This is a genomic window from Stenotrophomonas maltophilia group sp. msm1 (assembly GCF_032025805.1).
Classification (GTDB): domain Bacteria; phylum Pseudomonadota; class Gammaproteobacteria; order Xanthomonadales; family Xanthomonadaceae; genus Stenotrophomonas; species Stenotrophomonas hibiscicola.
Genome location: NZ_JAVSKH010000001.1, coordinates 100026 through 117242 on the forward strand (window position 1 = coordinate 100026; position 17217 = coordinate 117242).

The 17217-nt window shown below is 66.7% G+C and carries 16 protein-coding genes; 12 read left to right on the forward strand and 4 right to left on the reverse strand.

The genetic code is table 11. The annotated features are described in order from the left end of the window. The first annotated feature begins 7 nt into the window (after window positions 1-7). Together ROV95_RS00435 and ROV95_RS00440 are read left to right on the forward strand one after the other, a co-directional pair. On the forward strand, window positions 8-574 hold the full coding sequence (locus tag ROV95_RS00435; protein ID WP_026347096.1) for a DUF1415 domain-containing protein: 567 nt from the start codon (window positions 8-10) through the stop codon (window positions 572-574). Further along, window positions 571-1374 carry an SDR family oxidoreductase gene (locus ROV95_RS00440; protein ID WP_019660715.1) on the forward strand — a complete coding sequence of 268 codons (804 nt, stop codon included), beginning with the start codon at window positions 571-573 and terminating at the stop codon, window positions 1372-1374. Before ROV95_RS00435 ends, ROV95_RS00440 begins: the two co-directional genes overlap by 4 nt. Before the next feature lie 103 nt (window positions 1375-1477). Here ROV95_RS00440 and ROV95_RS00445 read toward each other — a convergent pair whose 3' ends face one another. Beyond that, complete coding sequence (locus ROV95_RS00445) at window positions 1478-3508, reverse strand: M3 family metallopeptidase (protein ID WP_312542172.1); 2031 nt, start codon at window positions 3506-3508, stop codon at window positions 1478-1480. Window positions 3509-3673: 165 nt separating this feature from the next. Here ROV95_RS00445 and ROV95_RS00450 point away from each other — a divergent pair, with 165 nt between their 5' ends. Beyond that, window positions 3674-4078 carry a hypothetical protein gene (locus ROV95_RS00450; RefSeq protein ID WP_005419475.1) on the forward strand — a complete coding sequence of 135 codons (405 nt, stop codon included), beginning with the start codon at window positions 3674-3676 and terminating at the stop codon, window positions 4076-4078. A 47-nt stretch (window positions 4079-4125) separates the two neighbouring features. Here ROV95_RS00450 and ROV95_RS00455 read toward each other — a convergent pair whose 3' ends face one another. Continuing rightward, a complete protein-coding gene (locus ROV95_RS00455) occupies window positions 4126-5238 on the reverse strand; it encodes a PLP-dependent cysteine synthase family protein (RefSeq protein ID WP_019660717.1) in 1113 nt (370 codons plus the stop codon). 125 nt (window positions 5239-5363) lie between these two features. Here ROV95_RS00455 and gloA point away from each other — a divergent pair, with 125 nt between their 5' ends. Together gloA and ROV95_RS00465 are read left to right on the forward strand one after the other, a co-directional pair. Then, entirely contained in the window at window positions 5364-5882 is a 519-nt protein-coding gene (gloA, locus tag ROV95_RS00460) for a lactoylglutathione lyase (RefSeq protein WP_312542174.1), read from the forward strand. Between the two features lie 124 nt (window positions 5883-6006). Continuing rightward, a complete protein-coding gene (locus ROV95_RS00465; RefSeq protein ID WP_019660719.1) occupies window positions 6007-6435 on the forward strand; it encodes a VOC family protein in 429 nt (142 codons plus the stop codon). A 67-nt stretch (window positions 6436-6502) separates the two neighbouring features. On the opposite strand, the gene ROV95_RS00470 is transcribed toward ROV95_RS00465, so the two are convergent. After that, on the reverse strand, window positions 6503-6934 hold the full coding sequence (locus tag ROV95_RS00470) for a CBS domain-containing protein (RefSeq protein ID WP_134735353.1): 432 nt from the start codon (window positions 6932-6934) through the stop codon (window positions 6503-6505). A gap of 445 nt (window positions 6935-7379) precedes the next feature. Then, entirely contained in the window at window positions 7380-9218 is a 1839-nt protein-coding gene (glmS, locus tag ROV95_RS00475) for a glutamine--fructose-6-phosphate transaminase (isomerizing) (RefSeq protein ID WP_312542176.1), read from the reverse strand. A gap of 203 nt (window positions 9219-9421) precedes the next feature. Here glmS and ROV95_RS00480 point away from each other — a divergent pair, with 203 nt between their 5' ends. From ROV95_RS00480 to ROV95_RS00510, 7 genes are all read left to right on the forward strand, one after another. Continuing rightward, on the forward strand, window positions 9422-10699 hold the full coding sequence (locus tag ROV95_RS00480; RefSeq protein WP_312542178.1) for an efflux RND transporter periplasmic adaptor subunit: 1278 nt from the start codon (window positions 9422-9424) through the stop codon (window positions 10697-10699). Window positions 10700-10734: 35 nt separating this feature from the next. Next, window positions 10735-11460 carry an ABC transporter ATP-binding protein gene (locus ROV95_RS00485; RefSeq protein ID WP_014648484.1) on the forward strand — a complete coding sequence of 242 codons (726 nt, stop codon included), beginning with the start codon at window positions 10735-10737 and terminating at the stop codon, window positions 11458-11460. 10 nt (window positions 11461-11470) lie between these two features. Next, the gene (locus tag ROV95_RS00490; RefSeq protein WP_312542180.1) at window positions 11471-12769 is read left to right on the forward strand and encodes an ABC transporter permease; all 1299 of its coding nucleotides are present in this window, start codon (window positions 11471-11473) and stop codon (window positions 12767-12769) included. A gap of 20 nt (window positions 12770-12789) precedes the next feature. Beyond that, window positions 12790-14007, forward strand: coding sequence for an FtsX-like permease family protein (locus ROV95_RS00495; protein ID WP_019660723.1), 1218 nt, complete (start codon window positions 12790-12792; stop codon window positions 14005-14007). 16 nt (window positions 14008-14023) lie between these two features. Continuing rightward, window positions 14024-14392, forward strand: a complete 369-nt coding sequence (locus ROV95_RS00500) for a PDZ domain-containing protein (RefSeq protein WP_031270494.1) — start codon at window positions 14024-14026, stop codon at window positions 14390-14392. A 123-nt stretch (window positions 14393-14515) separates the two neighbouring features. Next, window positions 14516-15862, forward strand: coding sequence for a sigma-54 dependent transcriptional regulator (locus tag ROV95_RS00505; RefSeq protein ID WP_312542184.1), 1347 nt, complete (start codon window positions 14516-14518; stop codon window positions 15860-15862). Continuing rightward, entirely contained in the window at window positions 15859-17211 is a 1353-nt protein-coding gene (locus ROV95_RS00510) for a HAMP domain-containing sensor histidine kinase (protein WP_019660726.1), read from the forward strand. The genes ROV95_RS00505 and ROV95_RS00510 overlap by 4 nt, the downstream gene beginning before the upstream one ends. Window positions 17212-17217 lie beyond the last annotated feature (6 nt).

The following is a 17217-nucleotide window of genomic DNA, read 5'->3' on the forward strand; positions in this document are numbered from 1 at the left end:
GCCCGCCATGACCGACGCCCAACTGCCCACCGAGGACCCGATCGCCGCCACCCGCCTGTGGCTGGAACGCATCGTCATCGGCCTGAACCTGTGCCCGTTCGCCAAGGCGGTGTATGTGAAGGACCAGGTCCGCATCGTGCTCAGCGATGCGACCACGACGGAAGCCCTGGTTGAGCAGCTGGCCGAGGAACTGGTCCTGCTGCGCGATACGCCGGCCGAGCAGATCGATACCACGCTGATCGTGCATCCGCAGGTGCTGACCGATTTCCTCGACTACAACGACTTCCTCGACAACGCCGATGCGGCGATCGAGGCGCTGGACCTGCAGGGCATCCTGCAGGTGGCCAGCTTCCATCCGGACTACCAGTTCGAAGGCGTGGCGCCGGGCGATGCCAGCAACTATACCAACCGTGCGCCCTTCCCCACCCTGCACCTGCTGCGCGAAGACAGCGTGGCGCGCGCGGTGGACGCGTTCCCTGATCCGGACGTGATCGTCGAGCGCAACATCCAGACCTTGGACCGTATCGGCGTGGACGGCTGGCATCGCCGCCTGCGTGGCGAAGACCTGTCGTGAGCACGGTGCCGCCGATTGCCGCTTGGCCGGCCGCGCCGCTGTCGGGCAAGGTGGTGCTGGTCACCGGCGGCGCCAACGGCATCGGCCGTGGCATCGCCCAGTGCGTGCTCGGTGCAGGTGGCCGCGTGTTGATCGGCGACCTGGACGTGGAAGCCGGCCAGGCCTGCCTGCGCGAGTGGCAACGCGGTGAGGACGCCGCATTCCAGCACCTGGACATTACCGACGAAGCCAGTGTGCGCGACTTCATTGCCACGGCCCTGCAGCGTTTTGGTCGCATCGACGGGCTGGTCAACAACGCGGGCATCGCCGGTGCGCACGGCTCGCGGCTGCAGGACATGGACTGGGATGAATGGCAGCGCCGCCTGTCGTCGCTGCACGGCGCTTTCCTGTGCAGCAAGCACGCGTTGCCGGCGCTGACAGCCAGCGCCGCCGGCGCCATCATCAACATCGCCTCGACCCGCGCCTGGCAATCCGAAGCGCACAGCGAGGCCTATGCGGCGGCCAAGGGTGGCCTGGTGGCCTTCACCCATGCGCTGGCGATCAGCGCCGGCCCGGCGGTGCGGGTGAACAGCATCAGCCCGGGCTGGATCGGCACCAGCGAGTGGCAGGCACCCTCACGGCGACACGAGCCGGAGTACTCGGCCATCGACCACGCACAGCATCCGGTCGGCCGGGTCGGCCACCCCGAGGACATCGGCGCGCTCGCGGTATACCTGCTGTCGTCGCTGTCCGGCTTCAGCACCGGCCAGGATTTCATCGTCGACGGCGGCATGACCCGGAAGATGATCTACGCCGAATGACCCGCCACCGGTAGTGCCGGCCGCTGGCCGGCATTCCGGTAGATCCACGCCATGCGTGGATGGCGGTGAAGTGCCAACCAAGGTTGGCACCCACCACCATGGATTACGCCATGCCCGAGTGGCGAAGCAGCGCATCGATCTGCGGAGCACGGCCGCGGAAGGCCTTGAAGTTGTCCGCCGCCGGGCGGCTGCCACCGCGCGACAGGATCTCATCACGGAAGCGTGCACCGGTTTCAGCCAGTGCCTGCGGCGCCTCCTCGAACGCGGCATAGGCGTCGGCGCTGAGTACCTCGGCCCACTTGTAGCTGTAGTAACCCGCGGCGTAACCGCCCGCAAAGATGTGGCTGAACTGGTGCGGGAAGCGGTTCCAGGCCGGCGGGTGGTTCACCGCCACTTCCGCGCGCACGCGGTCCAACAGTGCCAGCACGCTGTCCTGCGCTGGTTCGAACTGGCTGTGCAGCAGCATGTCGAACAGGCCGAACTCCAGCTGGCGGACGGTGGCCATGCCGCTGTGGAAGTTGCGCGCGGCCAGCATGCGCTCGTACAGCGCGCGCGGCAGCGGCTCGCCGCTGTCCACGTGCGCGGTCATCGCCTGCAGGTGGTCCCATTCCCAGCAGAAGTTCTCCATGAACTGGCTGGGCAGCTCAACCGCATCCCATTCCACGCCGTTGATGCCGGCCACGCCCAGTTCGCCGATGCGGGTCAGCAGCTGGTGCAGTCCGTGGCCCATCTCATGGAACAGCGTGGTCACTTCGTTGTGGCTGAAGGTGGCCGGTTTGCCGTTGGCACCCCGGCCGAAGTTGCACACCAGGTAGACCAGCGGCGTCTGCACGCTGCCGTCGGCGCGCACGCGACGGTTGCGGCAATCATCCATCCACGCCCCGCCTCGCTTGCCCTCGCGTGCGTACAGGTCCAGGTAGAACTGGCCGACCAGCGCGCCCTGCGCATCGACCAGGCGGAAGAAGCGCACGTCTTCGTGCCAGACCGGCGCGCTGTCCTCCTGCACATGCAGGCCATACAGCTGCTCGATCACCGAGAACAGGCCGTCCAGCACCTTCGGCTCGGTGAAATACTGCTTCACCTCCTGCTCGGAATAGCTGTAACGCGCCTGCTTCAGGCGATCGGCGGCGAACGCCAGGTCCCAGGCCTGCAGCTGCTCGATACCCAGTTGCTCGCGCGCGAACTGCTCCAGCTCGGCACGGTCCTTGGCCGCGAACGGTTTGGCGCGCGAGGCCAGGTCACGCAGGAAACCGAGCACTTCGGCCGGGTCCTGCGCCATCTTGGTCGCCACCGAGTAATGGCCGTACGAATCGAAGCCGAGCAACGCAGCCAGTTCGGCGCGCAGGGCCAGGATGCGGTCGATGTTGCCGCTGTTGTCCAGTGCGTCATCGCCGAATTCGGACGCACGCTGGGCGCTGGCGCGGTACAGGATCTCGCGCAGGTCGCGGTCCTCGCCCCAGGTCTGCACTGGCAGGTAGCACGGCATCTGCAGGGTCAGTTTCCAGCCAGCCTTGCCGTCCTTTCGTGCTGCGGCATGCGCGGTGGCCTTCACGTCTTCCGGCAGGCCCTTCAGCCGCGCTTCGTCTTCGATGATCAGCGACCAGGCATCGGTAGCGTCGAGCACGTTCTGCGAGAATTTCGCCGACAGCGCCGACAGTTCTTCCTTGATCGCAGCAAAACGCTGCTGGGCCTCGGGCGCCAGCTCGGCGCCGCCCAGGCGGAAGTCGCGCAGGGTGTTGTCCAGCACCTTGCGCTGGGCTTCATCGAAATGCGCCGCCTCCGGGCTGGCGGCCAGCGCCTGGTACTGCCGATACAGCGCCAGGTTCTGCCCCAGCGCACTGGCGAAGCGGGTCACCCGCGGCAGGTTGCTGTTGTAGGCCTCGCGCAGTTCCGGGGTGTTGACCACGCCCTGCAGGTGGCCGACCAGGCCCCAGGCGCGCCACAGTCGCTCGGTCGCGTCGTCCAACGGGGTGACGAAGGTCTCCCAACGCACCGGCTGCACCTGCTCGGCCGCGCTGACGGCGGCTTCGGCCTCGGCCAGCAGCACATCCAGCGCCGGCGCGACGTGCTCGGGGCGGATCGCCTCGAAGCGCGGCAGGCCGGAAAAATCGAGCAGGGGGTTGGCAACGGTCACGGCAGATCTCCAGGATACGGGCCCGGCACCCGGGCAGCCCTCCAGATATGGCGCTGCCGGGCGCGGCTGACAAGGGGGCACGGCATTCACATCGGCCTTACGCGCGCCCCCCGAAGCTCTGGATGCGGGGGAGTCCGCAGCGGCACGTACCGAACGAGGCCCCACATGGAAGGTCTGGCTGCAGTTGCATCCGCCTCACCGGCGCGGTCGCTGGCACTGTCTGCCAGCGCGGCCGAACTGGCCTGGATCGCCGCGCTGTGCGATGCCGGCGACGACGCCCCGCGCCACCTGCAGCAGTTGCAGGCGGTGCTGCAGCAGGGCGGCACGTTCAATGAAAGCCAGGAGTGGTACCCGTTCGAAGTGGTCGAGCGCGGCGCCAGCCAGCTGCAGCTGGGCCATGAGCGCGAGTTCGTGATCTGCGTGCTGCTGTGGTTGCAGGCATTGGCCCAGGGCCGCGCCAGCATCCTGGATCCCACCCTGCACCTGGATGACCGCGCGATGGACATCGAGGCCTTGCCCGATGCACTGCGCGACGCGGTGCTCGACGCCTTCACCGCAGCGGGTTACTGAGACACCGTCGCGGACGCCGACATGGCCCGGCGACAACGTCGGCCGTCCTACAACGCTTCCAGGCTGCACCACGGCAATTCGGGCAGTCCCTGCCCGGCCACCGCAGCGGCCAGCTGTGCGTCGGCGCCGTCGACATCAATGCCCTGGCGCGCGTACCACGCCGGATCGTAGTAGCTCTGCGCATAACGCTCGCCGCTGTCGCACAGGATGCTGACGATGCTGCCCTGGTGGCCCGCCTCGCGCATCCACTGCGCCGCCTGGAGCACGCCGATGAAGTTGGTGCCGGTGGAGCCACCGACGCGTCGGCCGAGCTGGCGGCTGACATGGCGCATCGCAGCCAGGCTCAGCGCGTCGGGTACCTTGACCATCGCATCGACGCTGGTCGGGATGAAGCTCGGCTCCACCCTTGGCCGGCCGATGCCTTCCACGCGCGAACCACCACTGCAGGTCAGGTCGCGCCAGTCCTGTTCACCGGCCACGGCGGCCCGGTAGCCGTCGAAGAACACCGACACTTCCGGGTCCGCGCACAGGATGCGGGTGTCGTGGCGGCGGTAGCTGACATAGCGGCCCAGGGTGGCGGCGGTGCCGCCGGTGCCGGGGCTGCACACGATCCATTCCGGAACCGGGCTGGGCTCTTCGGCCATCTGCTTGAAGATGGACTCGGCGATGTTGTTGTTGGCACGCCAGTCGGTCGCGCGCTCAGCGTAGGTGAACTGGTCCATGAAGTGGCCACCGGTTTCACGGGCCAGCTTTTCCGAATCACAGTTGAGGTCGCAGGCGCGTTCGACCAGGTGGCAGCGGCCGCCTTGGAACTCGATCGCGGCGATCTTTTCAGGCGAGGTGGTGGCCGGGATCACTGCAATGAACGGCAGGCCGAGCAGGCGCGCGAAATAGGCTTCGGACACCGCCGTCGAGCCGCTGGACGCTTCGATCACCGGTCGCCCTTCGCGCAGCCAGCCATTGGCCAGCGCATACAGGAACAGCGAGCGCGCCAGCCGGTGCTTGAGGCTGCCGGTGGGATGGCTCGACTCATCCTTCAGGTACACATCGATGCCCTCGAACCCGGGCAGCGCCAGCGGGATCAGGTGGGTATCGGCGGAGCGGTTGAAATCGGCTTCAATCTTGCGGATGGCGGCGGCCACCCATTCACGCTGCGACATGGCGGGCAATCGTTGTCAGGACGGAACAGTGCGATCCGGCCATTGTACGTCGCGGTACCGTCAGGTGCTGGCCGGTAGAATGCCCCCATCCGGCCGGCAACGGCCCTGTCTGAAGGACCTCCCCCATGACCATTCCCGCCCTGCGCGATGTCCCCGGCGTCGCCGCCCAGGCCCCGGCCGAAACCACCGGCTTCGTGTTCAACCACACCATGCTGCGTGTGAAGGACATCACCGCCTCGCTGGACTTCTACACCCGCGTGCTCGGCTACCAGCTGATCGACAAGCGCGACTTCCCGGAGGCCCAGTTCAGCCTGTACTTCCTGGCCTACCTCCCGGCCGGCGTGGTGGTACCGGAAGACGACAGCCAGCGCCGCGTGTGGATGGCCGGCCTGCCGGGCGTGCTGGAACTGACCCACAACCACGGCACCGAAACCCAGGACCGCGCGGTCTACCACGACGGCAACAGCGACCCGCGCGGCTTCGGCCACATCTGCGTGTCGGTGCCGGACATCGAGGCGGCCTGCCAGCGCTTCGAGGACCTCGGGGTAACCTTCCAGAAGCGGCTGACCGACGGTCGCATGAAGAACCTGGCCTTCATCAAGGACCCGGACGGCTACTGGGTCGAGATCATCGCCAACGTCTGACCCGGAAAGGGGCACAATTCCGGTAGCGCCGGGCCATGCCCGGCGGCCTTGAGCAGGCCGCGCTGCGCGCTCGCCGGGCACGGCCCGGCGCTACCGACTCCGTCCCCTTTTTGAAGAGGTTCGTATGGAAACGATGGAACTGCACCGTGGCCGCCTGATCGACCACATCCAGCTGGTGGTGCGCGACCTGGCCGCCAGCCGCCGCTTCTACCAGGCAGTGTTCGATACGATCGGCATCCCACTCGGCGGCGAAGGGCCGGACTTCTTCTGGGCCGACGAGCTGTTCATTTCCAGCGCCAGCAGCCGTGCCGCCGCCGGCCAGCTGACCGGCCGCCATCATCTAGCCTTCCAGGCCCGCGACAGCGCCACGGTCGATGCCTTCCACACCGCTGCCATCGCCGCCGGTGGCACAGACAACGGCGCACCGGGCGAGCGCCCCTACCACCCGGGCTACTACGGCGCCTTCGTGCTCGACCCCGATGGCAACAACATCGAAGTGGTCTACCACGGCCCGGCGAACTACAGTGCCGACTCGGTGAAGGTGACGTTCTGACTTCACCGACGCCGTGAACGAAGAAGCCGGGCAATGCCCGGCTTCTCTGTTTCCAGCGCTGCAGCCCTCAGTGGGCGGCCATGTAGATGTCCTGCAGCACGGCCTTTTCCAGTTCCAGCTCGCCCAGCAGGTTCTTCACGATATCGCCCAGGCTGAGGATGCCGACCAGCTGGTTGCCGTCGGTCACCATCAGGTGACGGCGACGCGAGTATGTCATCAGCGACATGGCCTGCTTCAGCGTGGCGTCCGGCGTAATGCCCTCCAGGCCCGTGGACGGCAGGCTGGAAATCACCCGGCGGCCGGCCTGCGGGCCATCGTCGGCCAGGGTGCGCACGATGTCCTTCTCGGAGATGATGCCGACCGGGGCATCGTCCTTCATCACCACCAGCGCAGCGATCCTGTTCGCGCTCATCTTGTGGGCGGCGGCACCGATGGTGTCTTCGGCATCGATGGTGATGACAGCTTCTTTCTTGGATTGCAGGAGTTCGCGGACGTTCATTCTTGTTTCCTGGTGCAGGTCACTGAAGTCAAAAAAGTGTGCTCTTCCGATACGCCCCCTCCCCGGGAACAGACCTTTCAGCGCACGTCTGGCGCACCCGTCTGCCGCATGGGAGGCATCGGCAGACGACGTGCTGCAACGCGAACGAGGTGGGGGTTCAACCGCTCAACCCGGACCTCGGTCAAATCGATTCTACGACTGCGACCATCGGTCACTACCGGCATCGATAGGACAGTTCGTCGTGGGAACCAGCTGACGATCCAGAGAATGGCACCGCGGCTGAAACCGCCGCTGAATACAAGCGCAGTTGCGCATTAAAGATTGATTGCCCGCTGCCGACAGCGGACAGAACACCCGGCGGCAATCCCACTTCGCACTGTCCGGCCAAACGAAAGGGCCCACGCGGGGCCCCTTCGCTTGCAGCATCCAACCGGAGCGATGGGTATTACTCCACCGTCACGCTCTTGGCCAGGTTGCGCGGCTTGTCCACGTCGGTGCCGCGTGCCAGCGCAGTGTGGTAGGCCAGCAGCTGCACCGGGATGGTGTGCACGATCGGGCTGAGCACGCCGGCGTGGCGCGGGGTGCGAATCACGTGCACGCCTTCGGACGCGTTGAAGTTGCTGTCCTGGTCGGCGAACACGAACAGCTCGCCGCCACGCGCGCGCACTTCCTGCATGTTCGACTTCACCTTTTCCAGCAGGCTGTCGTTGGGGGCGATCACCACCACCGGCATGTCCTCGTCCACCAGCGCCAGCGGACCATGCTTCAGCTCACCTGCCGGGTAGGCCTCGGCGTGGATGTAGGAAATCTCCTTGAGCTTGAGCGCGCCCTCCAGCGCGATCGGGTAATGCAGGCCACGGCCCAGGAACAACGCGCTGCTCTTGCGTGCGAACCGCTCGGCCCAGGCAGCGATCTGCGGCTCCATGTTCAGTGCGTGCTGCACGCTGCCCGGCAGGAAGCGCAGCTGCTCCAGATAATCCGCTTCCTGTGCGGCGTCGATGCGGCCATGCAGCTTGCCCAGCACCACGGTCAGCTGGAACAGCGCGGCCAGCTGGGTGGTGAAGGCCTTGGTCGAGGCCACGCCGATCTCGGCGCCGGCGCGGGTATAGCAGACCAGTTCGCTGGCGCGCGGGATCGCGCTTTCCGGCACGTTGCAGATCGACAGCGTGTGCTTGTGGCCAAGCGCCTTGGCGTACTTCAGTGCCTCCATCGTATCCAGCGTTTCGCCGGACTGGGAAATGGTCACGACCAGATGCTTCGGGTTCGCATAAGCGGCGCGGTAGCGGTACTCGCTGGCAATCTCCACGCTGCACGGCAGGCCGGCGATGGCCTCGATCCAGTAGCGCGCGGTCAGGCCTGCGTAGTAGCTGGTGCCGCAGGCAATGATCTGCACGCCCTCGATGCCCGACAGCACCGCCTCGGCGTTCTTGCCGAACAGCTCGGCCGGGAAGCCACCGGCGTCGATCGCCGCTTCGATGGTGTCGCCCAGCGCACGCGGCTGTTCGTGGATTTCCTTCTGCATGAAGTGGCGGTACGGACCCAGCTCCAGCGAGGCCAGCGACACATCGGACAGATGCACGTCGCGCTCGACCGGCTGGTCATGCTCGTCGAAGATGCGCACGCCATCGCGACGGATCTCGGCGGTGTCGCCCTCTTCCAGGAAGATCACCTTGCGGGTGGCCGAGATCACCGCCGAGACGTCGGAGGCGACGAAATTCTCGCCCTCGCCCAGGCCGATCAGCAGCGGGCAGCCCATGCGCGCGCAGACGAAGCGCTCCGGCTCGGCGCGGCTGACCACGGCCAGCGCATAGGCACCGGTCAGCTCTTTCACCGTGTGCTGCAGCGCCACCAGCAGGTCATCGCCGTCCTTCAGGTGGTGGTGGATGAGGTGGGCGATGACTTCGGTATCGGTCTGCGACTCGAAGGTGTAGCCCAGCGCACGCAGCTTCTCGCGCTGCTCCTCATGGTTCTCGATGATGCCGTTGTGCACCAGCGCCACGCCATGGCTGATATGCGGATGCGCGTTGGCCTCGGTGACACCACCGTGGGTGGCCCAGCGGGTGTGGCCGATGCCCAGCACCGCATTGAAGCCCTCTGCCTCGGCCGCGGTGGCCATTTCCGACACACGACCGGTACGACGCACGCGGCGTACATCGCGGCGCTCACCCTGGTCGACTACCGCAATACCCGAGGAATCGTAACCACGGTATTCAAGACGCTTCAGCCCCTCGATCAGTACCGGCACCACGTCGCGATCAGCGATCGCACCCACGATTCCACACATGTCACGCGTTTCCTTGAAGACGATCGGCGCATTCTAGCCCGCGCGTCCGGCGTCGCCCTCCTGTCCGCTTAATGAAAGTGTCCGGAAAGGTGTCCGCGGACACCCGGACACTTCGCCTCCTCATCCAACCTGTTGAACCAAAAGGAAATAAAGTTGGCACGCAACCTGCTTGGTACTGGTTACCACCGTCAGGCACGCATCCGATGATCCGCGACACCTCCGCACAGGACCAGATCGTTTCCACCGCCCCGGCCGGCACCTCCCGCGCGGCCTGGCACCGCTATCGCTGGCCGGCGCTGGGTGCCATCGCGCTGCTGGCCGGCATCGGCTGGGCGGTACATGCCTGGTCCAATGCCAGCCGCTCCTTCGACAGCAGCCGCGTGCGCATCGCCGAAGTGAAGCGCGGCGACCTGGTGCGCGACATCGCCGCCGACGGCCGCGTGATCGCCGCCAACAGCCCGATCCTGTATGCCATCTCGGCCGGTACCGTGGACCTGAAGGTGGTCGCCGGTGACGTGGTCAAGAAGGGCCAGGAGCTGGCGATCATCGACAGCCCGGAACTGCGCAGCAAGCTGGCCCAGGAACAGGCAACGCTGGCCGGGCTGGAAGCCGAGGCCAGCCGCGCCGCGCTGGACGCGACCCTGGCCCGCGCCAAGTCCCGCAAGGAAACCGACCAGGCCACCATCGAGCGTCAGGCCGCCGACCGTGACCTGCAGCGCTACCAGCGCGGTTACGACGGCGGCGCGGTACCGCAGATCGACCTGGCCAAGGCCAAGGATTCGCTGAAGAAAGCCGACATCGCCCTGGCCAACGCCACCACCGATGCGCGCCTGCAGAGCCAGGGCGCCGACCTGGATGCCCGCAACAAGCGCCTGCTGGCCGACCGCCAGAAAGCGGTGGTGGCCGAAGTGCAGCGCCAGGTCGATGCGCTGACGCTGCGCGCGCCCTTCGATGGCCAGATTGGCCAGGTGCAGGCCGTGCAGTCCACCAACCTGGCCGCCAACGCGCCGGTGCTGGGCGTAGTCGACCTGTCCAAGTTCGAGGTCGAGATCAAGGTGCCGGAGAGCTTCGCCCGCGACCTGGCGATCGGCATGCCGGCCCAGCTGACCGGTGGCAACGGCCAGCCGTTCCCGGGCGAGATCAGCGCAGTATCGCCGGAAGTGGTCAACGGCGAGGTCAACGCCCGCGTGCGCTTTGCCAGCGCGCAGCCGGAAGGCCTGCGCCAGAGCCAGCGGATGTCGGTGCGCGTGCTGCTCGATACCCGCAAGGACGTGCTGAAGGTCGAGCGCGGCCCGTTCGTCGAACAGGGCAACGGCATGGCCTACGTGATGGATGGCCGCACCGCCGTGCGCCGTCCGGTGGAACTGGGCGTCAGCAGCCTGGGCGAAGTGGAAATCAAGTCCGGTGTGCAGCCAGGCGACCGCATCGTGGTCTCCGGCAGCGACCTGTTCAAGGACGCCGAACGCGTCTCCGTCAACTGACACCTGATACCTGAATCCTGGAGAGAGGACACCCCATGTACATGCTCGAAATGCGTTCGGTCGCCAAGGTCTTCCGTACCGAACAGGTGGAGACCCACGCTCTGCGCTCGCTGGAACTGCAGGTCAAGGAAGGCGAGTTCGTCGCCGTCACCGGCCCGTCCGGTTCCGGCAAGACCACGTTCCTCAACATCGCCGGCCTGCTGGAAACCTTCACCAGCGGTACCTACCTGCTGGACGGCCAGGATGTGAGCACGCTGGGCGACGACGCACGCAGCCGCCTGCGCAACCAGAAGATCGGCTTCATCTTCCAGGGCTTCAACCTGATTCCCGATCTGAATCTGTTCGACAACGTCGACGTACCGTTGCGCTATCGGAAGATGAGCGCCAACGAGCGCCGCGAGCGCATCGAGAAGGCGCTGACCCAGGTCGGCCTGGGTTCGCGCATGAAGCACTACCCGAATGAGCTGTCCGGCGGCCAGCAGCAGCGCGCGGCCATCGCACGCGCCCTGGCCGGCAGCCCGCGCCTGCTGCTGGCCGACGAACCGACCGGCAACCTGGATACGCAGATGGCGCGCGGCGTGATGGAACTGCTGGAGGAGATCAACGCCGCCGGCACCACCATCGTGATGGTCACCCATGATCCGGAACTGGCCGCGCGTGCGCAGCGCAACGTGCACATCGTCGATGGCCAGGTCACCGACCTGGTGCGCGAACCGGTGCTGGCCACCCCGCCGCGCCACATCGTCGCCGTCAACGAGTGAGGGGCCGGCCATGTTCGCCTACTACGCCCGACTGGCGGTGCGCAGCTTCCGCCGCAACAAGGTCCTGACCGCGCTGATGGTGGTGGCCATCGCCCTCGGCATCGGTGCCTCGATGACCACCCTGACCGTGTTCCATGTGCTGTCCGGTGACCCGATTCCCGGCAAGAGCGACCGGCTGTTCTACGTGCAGCTCGATGCCGCGACCGGCGCCTATGTCGCCGGGGAGGAACCGGAAACCCAGCTGACCCGCTTCGACGGTGAAGCGCTGCTGCGCGAAGCCAAGGGCGAGCGCCAGGCGCTGATGAGCGGCGGCGGCGGCACCATCGAACCGGACAACAGCACCCTCAAGCCCTTCAGCATCGACACCCGCTGGACCTCGGCCGATTTCTTCCCGATGTTCGAGGTGCCGATGCAGTACGGCCGCCCCTGGACGCGCGAGGACGATGAAGGCCGCGCACGCGTGGTGGTCATCTCCAAGGCGCTCAACGACAAGCTGTACCAGGGCGCCAACAGCGTGGGCCGCGACCTGCGCATGGAAGGCCAGAGTTACCGCATCGTCGGCGTGATGAAGGAATGGAGCCCGGAGCCGCACTTCTACGACCTGACCACCGGCAGCTACGGCAAGAACGAAGACCTGCTGCTGCCGATCTCCACCTCGTTCGACCTGAAGCTGGGCAGCAACGGCAACATGAACTGCTTCGGCGAGAATCCCGATGGCAACAGCTACTCGCTCAACGCACCCTGCGCGTGGCTGCAGTACTGGGTGGAGATGGACCCGGCCAAGGCCGCCGACTACCGCCGCTACCTGGAGAACTATTCGAGCCAGCAGCGCCAGGCCGGCCGCTTCAAGCACCCGCCGAACGTGCGCCTGCGCACCGTGATGGAATGGCTGGACTTCAACGGCGCGGTGCCCAGCGACGTGCGCCTGCAGCTGTGGCTGGCACTGGGTTTCCTGGGTGTCTGCCTGGTCAACACGGTGGGCCTGCTGCTGGCCAAGTTCCTGCGCCGCAGTGGAGAGATCGGCGTGCGCCGCGCACTCGGTGCCAGCCGTGGCCAGATCTTCCTGCAGTGCCTGGTGGAAGCCGGCGCGGTCGGCGTGGTCGGGGGCGTGCTGGGCATCGGCCTGGCCCTGCTCGGCCTGTTCGCGGTGCGCCAGCAATCGGTGGAGTACGCAAAGCTGGCCCACTTGGACGGCAACATGCTGCTGCTCGCGCTGGGCCTGACCCTGTTCGCCAGCCTTGCCGCCGGTTTCCTGCCTGCCTGGCGCGCCATGCAGGTCACTCCGGCCATCCAGCTCAAGTCGCAGTAAGCAATCGAACGAGGACTCCCATGGACATCCGCCCCATCCTCAGCACGCTGCGCCGGCACAAGACTGCCGCTGCCCTGATCGTGCTGGAAGTCGCACTGACCTGCGCCATCGTCTGCAACGCGCTGTTCCTGGTCAGCCAGCGCGTGGAGAAGATCAGCATGCCCAGCGGCATCGCCGAGAACGAACTGGTGATGCTCCGCGTCAGCGGCATCGGCAAGCAGACCGATGCCATGGCCCGCACCCGTGAGGACCTGGCGTCATTGCGTGCGCTTCCCGGCGTCAGCAACGTCACCATCATCAACCAGGTGCCTTTCCGCAACGGCTCGTCCAGCAGCAGCATCTCGCGGGAGATCGACCAGGAACGGCCGACCACCAACGCTTCGATGTACACCCTGTCCGAGAACGGGCTGGCCACGATGGGCATCAACCTGATCGCCGGCCGCGATTTCCTGCCCGGCGAGTACCAGAACTTCGAAGACGCCAGCAAGGGGGGCGCCAAGGAAAACGCCATCCCGGTCATCCTCACCCAGGCCACCGCCGCCAAGATGGAACCCAACGGCAGCGCGCTGGGCAAGACCTACTACATGGGCAAGCAGCCGCTGCACGTGGTCGGCATCGTCGACACGCTGAGCACGCCCAACGGCTGGAATGACAACTGGACGAACTCCATGCTGCTGCCCATGCGGCGCACCTTCGACGAGGGTGGCACCTATGTGCTGCGCACTTCGCCGGAACGCCGCCAGGAGGTGCTTGATGCGGGGGCTGCTGTACTGGAGCGCAACGACCCCAACCGGCTGATGCGCGACAAGCTGACCTATGAAGACCAGCGCAAGGACTTCTTCAAGAACGACCGCGCGATGGTTGGCCTGCTGATCACCGTCAGCGTCTCGCTGCTGGTGGTCACCGCACTGGGCATCATCGGCCTGGCCAGCTTCTGGGTGCAGCAGCGCAGCAAGCAGATCGGCATTCGCCGCGCACTCGGTGCCACCCGCGGGCAGATCCTGCGCTACTTCCAGACCGAGAACTTCCTGCTGGCCTCGCTGGGCATCGTGCTGGGCATGCTGGCGGCCTACGCGATCAATCTGGCACTGATGAACCTGTACGAGCTGCCACGCATGCCCCTGTACTACCTGCCGCTGGGCGCGCTGCTGCTGTGGGTGCTGGGCCAGGTCGCGGTGTTCGGGCCGGCCCGGCGCGCGGCAGCGGTCCCGCCCGCAGTTGCCACGCGGGGCGCGTGAGATGCGTGCCTGCCGGATGCTGTTGATGGCACTGCTGCCACTGCCGGCGCTGGCCGGCGGTGGCAGCTCGCAGACGCTGGAATGGCGCCAGGATGATGCCCGCTTGGCGCTGCGCTCGACCGAGGGCCAGGTACGGGTGGAAGCCGCGCGTCCGGAAGCCCGCTTCGGCGTGCGCAGCGGCGACCGCATCCTGCGCCTGGACGATACGGCTGTGCGGCGCATCGAGCATCTTGCCGATGCGCTGCGGCATTCCAGTGCCCCGACTGCGTACCTGTTGCTGCGCCGCGACAAACGCGAGCTCACCGTCCCGGTGGACGCCACCTCGTGGCGGCTGGCGCTGGTCGCTCCGCCACCGCCGCCACCGCCGCCACCAGCGCGGCGCTGAAACCAGCCCGCCCTCGTCGCCGCGGCTTTGGCTATGCTTGATGGGTGGCGCCGGGCTCTCCCGGCGTATGGATACGAACACGGCTCCATCGGCGCCGCCCATCCCTTTCTGCAGAACTGCTTGATGCCTTCGATCCTGATCATCGACGACAACGCCAGCGTGGGCACCGCGCTGGACGTGCTGTTCTCCCTGCATGACATCGACACCCTGCAGGCGCAGAGCCCGGCCGAAGGGCTGGCCCTGCTCGAGTCGCAGCCGGTTGATCTGGTGATCCAGGACATGAATTTCAGCGAGGACACCACCTCCGGCGAGGAGGGCGAAGCGCTGTTCGCACAGATCCGCGCGCGCCACCCGGACCTGCCGGTGATCCTGCTCACCGCCTGGACCCACCTGAGCAGCGCGGTGGACCTGGTCAAGGCCGGTGCCGCCGACTACCTGGCCAAGCCCTGGGACGACCGCAAGCTGCTGACCACGGTGAACAACCTGCTCGAGCTGTCCGAGGCACGCCGCGAGCTGGACCGGCGGCGCGCGCGTGAGCTGCGGCAGCGCAACGCGCTGGAAGAGAAGTACAAGCTGTGTGGCGCGGTCTTTGCAGATCCGGCCAGCGAGCGCGTCATCGCGCTCGCCTGCCAGGTCGCGCGCTCCGAACTGCCGGTGCTGATCACCGGTCCCAACGGCGCTGGCAAGGAGAAGATCGCGCAGATCATCCAGGCCAACTCGCTGGTGGCCAAGGGCCCGTTCATCACGGTCAACTGCGGCGCCCTGCCCTCGGAACTGATCGAGGCCGAACTGTTCGGTGCCGAGGCCGGCGCATATACCGGCGCCAACAAGGCACGCGAGGGCAAGTTCGAAGCCGCCGACGGCGGAACGCTGTTCCTGGATGAGATCGGCAACCTGTCGCTGGGCGGCCAGATGAAGCTCCTGCGTGTGCTGGAAACAGGGCGCTTCGAGCGTCTTGGCTCCAATCGCGAGCGCCAGGTCAAAGTCCGCGTGGTCAGTGCGACCAATGCCGACCTGCCGGCGATGATCCGCGACGGCACCTTCCGCGAAGACCTGTACTACCGCCTCAATACGGTGGAACTGGTACTGCCACCATTGGCCGAACGCCCGGGCGACATCGTGCCGCTGGCCGAGCGCTTCCTGACCGCCGGCAAGCCGCTGTCCAGCGCCGCCACCGCGGCCCTGCAACGGCATCCCTGGCCCGGCAACGTGCGCGAACTGCGCAACGTGATCCAGCGCGCCGAGCTGCTGGCGACCGGCAACCGCATCGAAGTGGCCGACCTGAACCTGCCGCGTGCCGCACCAGCTTCGCGACCGGCACACAGTGCCGGCAATGATCCTGACCGTGCGCGCATCGAGGATGTGCTCGCGCGCAACCACGGCGTCATCGCCCAGGCCGCCGCCGAACTCGGCCTGAGCCGCCAGGCGCTGTACCGGCGCATGGACCGGCACGGCATCCCACGCGAATGAAGCGGCGTTCGTTCACCTTCCGCCTGTTCCTGCGCCTGCTGCCGGTGCTGGCGCTGGCCGCCGCGTTGCCGTGGCTGCTGGCGTACTGGATGGACCATGGCTGGGTTGTGACCACCGTGTCGGCACTGATCCTGCTGTCGCTGATGTGGTGGACGCTGCGCCGTGCCACCGCCCCCGTGCGGTCACTGATGCGGGCCCTGGCGGGCACCACCAGCAGCTATCGCGACGGCGAATACAACTTCGGCGTGCACTGGCCCGGCAATGACGAGCTCGGCGACCTGGTGCAGGCACACCGCGAACTGGGTGATGTACTGCGTGCACAGCGGCAGGGCCTGGTGCAACGCGAGCTGCTGCTGGACACAATGGTGCAGAACACGCCGGTGGCGATGCTGCTGATCGCCTCCGGCGGCGATGGCATCGCCCGCGTGGTGTTCTCCAACTTGGCCGCGCGCAAGTTGCTGCATGGCGGCTGGAAGCTGGAAGGACAGCGCCTGGAGGACGTGCTGGAACAGGTGCCGGTGGAACTGCGCGATGCCATCGCCCGCGGCGGCGACAGCCTGTTCGCGGTGCATGCGGAAGGCGAAGACAGCGACGAGGATGACGAACAGGTCTATCACCTCTCACGTCGTTCTTTCCACCTCAATGGCCGTCCGCACGACCTGTTGCTGGTACGCCTGCTCACCGCCGAGCTGCGCCGCCAGGAAGTGCAGACGTGGAAGAAGGTGATCCGGGTGATCAGCCATGAGCTGAACAACTCGCTGGCACCGATCGCTTCGCTGGCACACTCCGGCGGCGTGCTGGTGCAGCGCGAGCGCTTCGATCGGCTGCCGGAGATCTTCACCACCATCGAAGACCGGGCGCGCCATCTGGAAGGTTTCATTCGCGGCTATGCGCGTTTTGCCAAGCTGCCGCAGCCGCAGTTGCAGACCGTGCACTGGGCCCCCTTCCTGTCCAGCCTGCGCCAGCAGATTCCGTTCACCATGGAGCGCGAGCCGGACGAGGAACTGAGCAGCCGCATCGACATCGCGCAGTTCGGGCAGGCGTTGTTGAACCTGTTGAAGAACGCGCATGAGGCCGGCGCCGAAGCCGATCCGCCCAATGATGACGTGCAGGTGCAGCTGACGCGGTTGCCGCAATGGCTGCGCCTGGATGTGCTGGACCGTGGCAAGGGCATGAACGAGCAGGTGCTGCAGAACGCGCTGATGCCGTTCTATTCGACCAAGCGCAACGGTACCGGGTTGGGACTGGCACTGACCCGCGAGATCGTGGAGGCGCACGGTGGGCGGGTGTCGCTGCAGAACCGCGGTGATGGCGGGCTGTGCGTGTCGATCCTGTTGCCGGTGGGGTGAGTTGCC

Excerpts from the sequence above, each read along its gene's own strand:
- ROV95_RS00450 (WP_005419475.1), top strand. The coding sequence starts at position 3,674 with ATGGAAGGTCTGGCTGCAGTTGCATCCGCCTCACCGGCGCGGTCGCTG.
- ROV95_RS00500 (WP_031270494.1), top strand. The coding sequence starts at position 14,024 with ATGCTGTTGATGGCACTGCTGCCACTGCCGGCGCTGGCCGGCGGTGGC.
- gloA (WP_312542174.1), top strand. The coding sequence starts at position 5,364 with ATGACCATTCCCGCCCTGCGCGATGTCCCCGGCGTCGCCGCCCAGGCC.
- ROV95_RS00455 (WP_019660717.1), bottom strand. The coding sequence starts at position 5,238 with ATGTCGCAGCGTGAATGGGTGGCCGCCGCCATCCGCAAGATTGAAGCC.
- glmS (WP_312542176.1), bottom strand. The coding sequence starts at position 9,218 with ATGTGTGGAATCGTGGGTGCGATCGCTGATCGCGACGTGGTGCCGGTA.
- ROV95_RS00470 (WP_134735353.1), bottom strand. The coding sequence starts at position 6,934 with ATGAACGTCCGCGAACTCCTGCAATCCAAGAAAGAAGCTGTCATCACC.
- ROV95_RS00505 (WP_312542184.1), top strand. The coding sequence starts at position 14,516 with ATGCCTTCGATCCTGATCATCGACGACAACGCCAGCGTGGGCACCGCG.
- ROV95_RS00510 (WP_019660726.1), top strand. The coding sequence starts at position 15,859 with ATGAAGCGGCGTTCGTTCACCTTCCGCCTGTTCCTGCGCCTGCTGCCG.
- ROV95_RS00435 (WP_026347096.1), top strand. The coding sequence starts at position 8 with ATGACCGACGCCCAACTGCCCACCGAGGACCCGATCGCCGCCACCCGC.
- ROV95_RS00480 (WP_312542178.1), top strand. The coding sequence starts at position 9,422 with ATGATCCGCGACACCTCCGCACAGGACCAGATCGTTTCCACCGCCCCG.
- ROV95_RS00465 (WP_019660719.1), top strand. The coding sequence starts at position 6,007 with ATGGAAACGATGGAACTGCACCGTGGCCGCCTGATCGACCACATCCAG.
- ROV95_RS00495 (WP_019660723.1), top strand. The coding sequence starts at position 12,790 with ATGGACATCCGCCCCATCCTCAGCACGCTGCGCCGGCACAAGACTGCC.
- ROV95_RS00485 (WP_014648484.1), top strand. The coding sequence starts at position 10,735 with ATGTACATGCTCGAAATGCGTTCGGTCGCCAAGGTCTTCCGTACCGAA.
- ROV95_RS00490 (WP_312542180.1), top strand. The coding sequence starts at position 11,471 with ATGTTCGCCTACTACGCCCGACTGGCGGTGCGCAGCTTCCGCCGCAAC.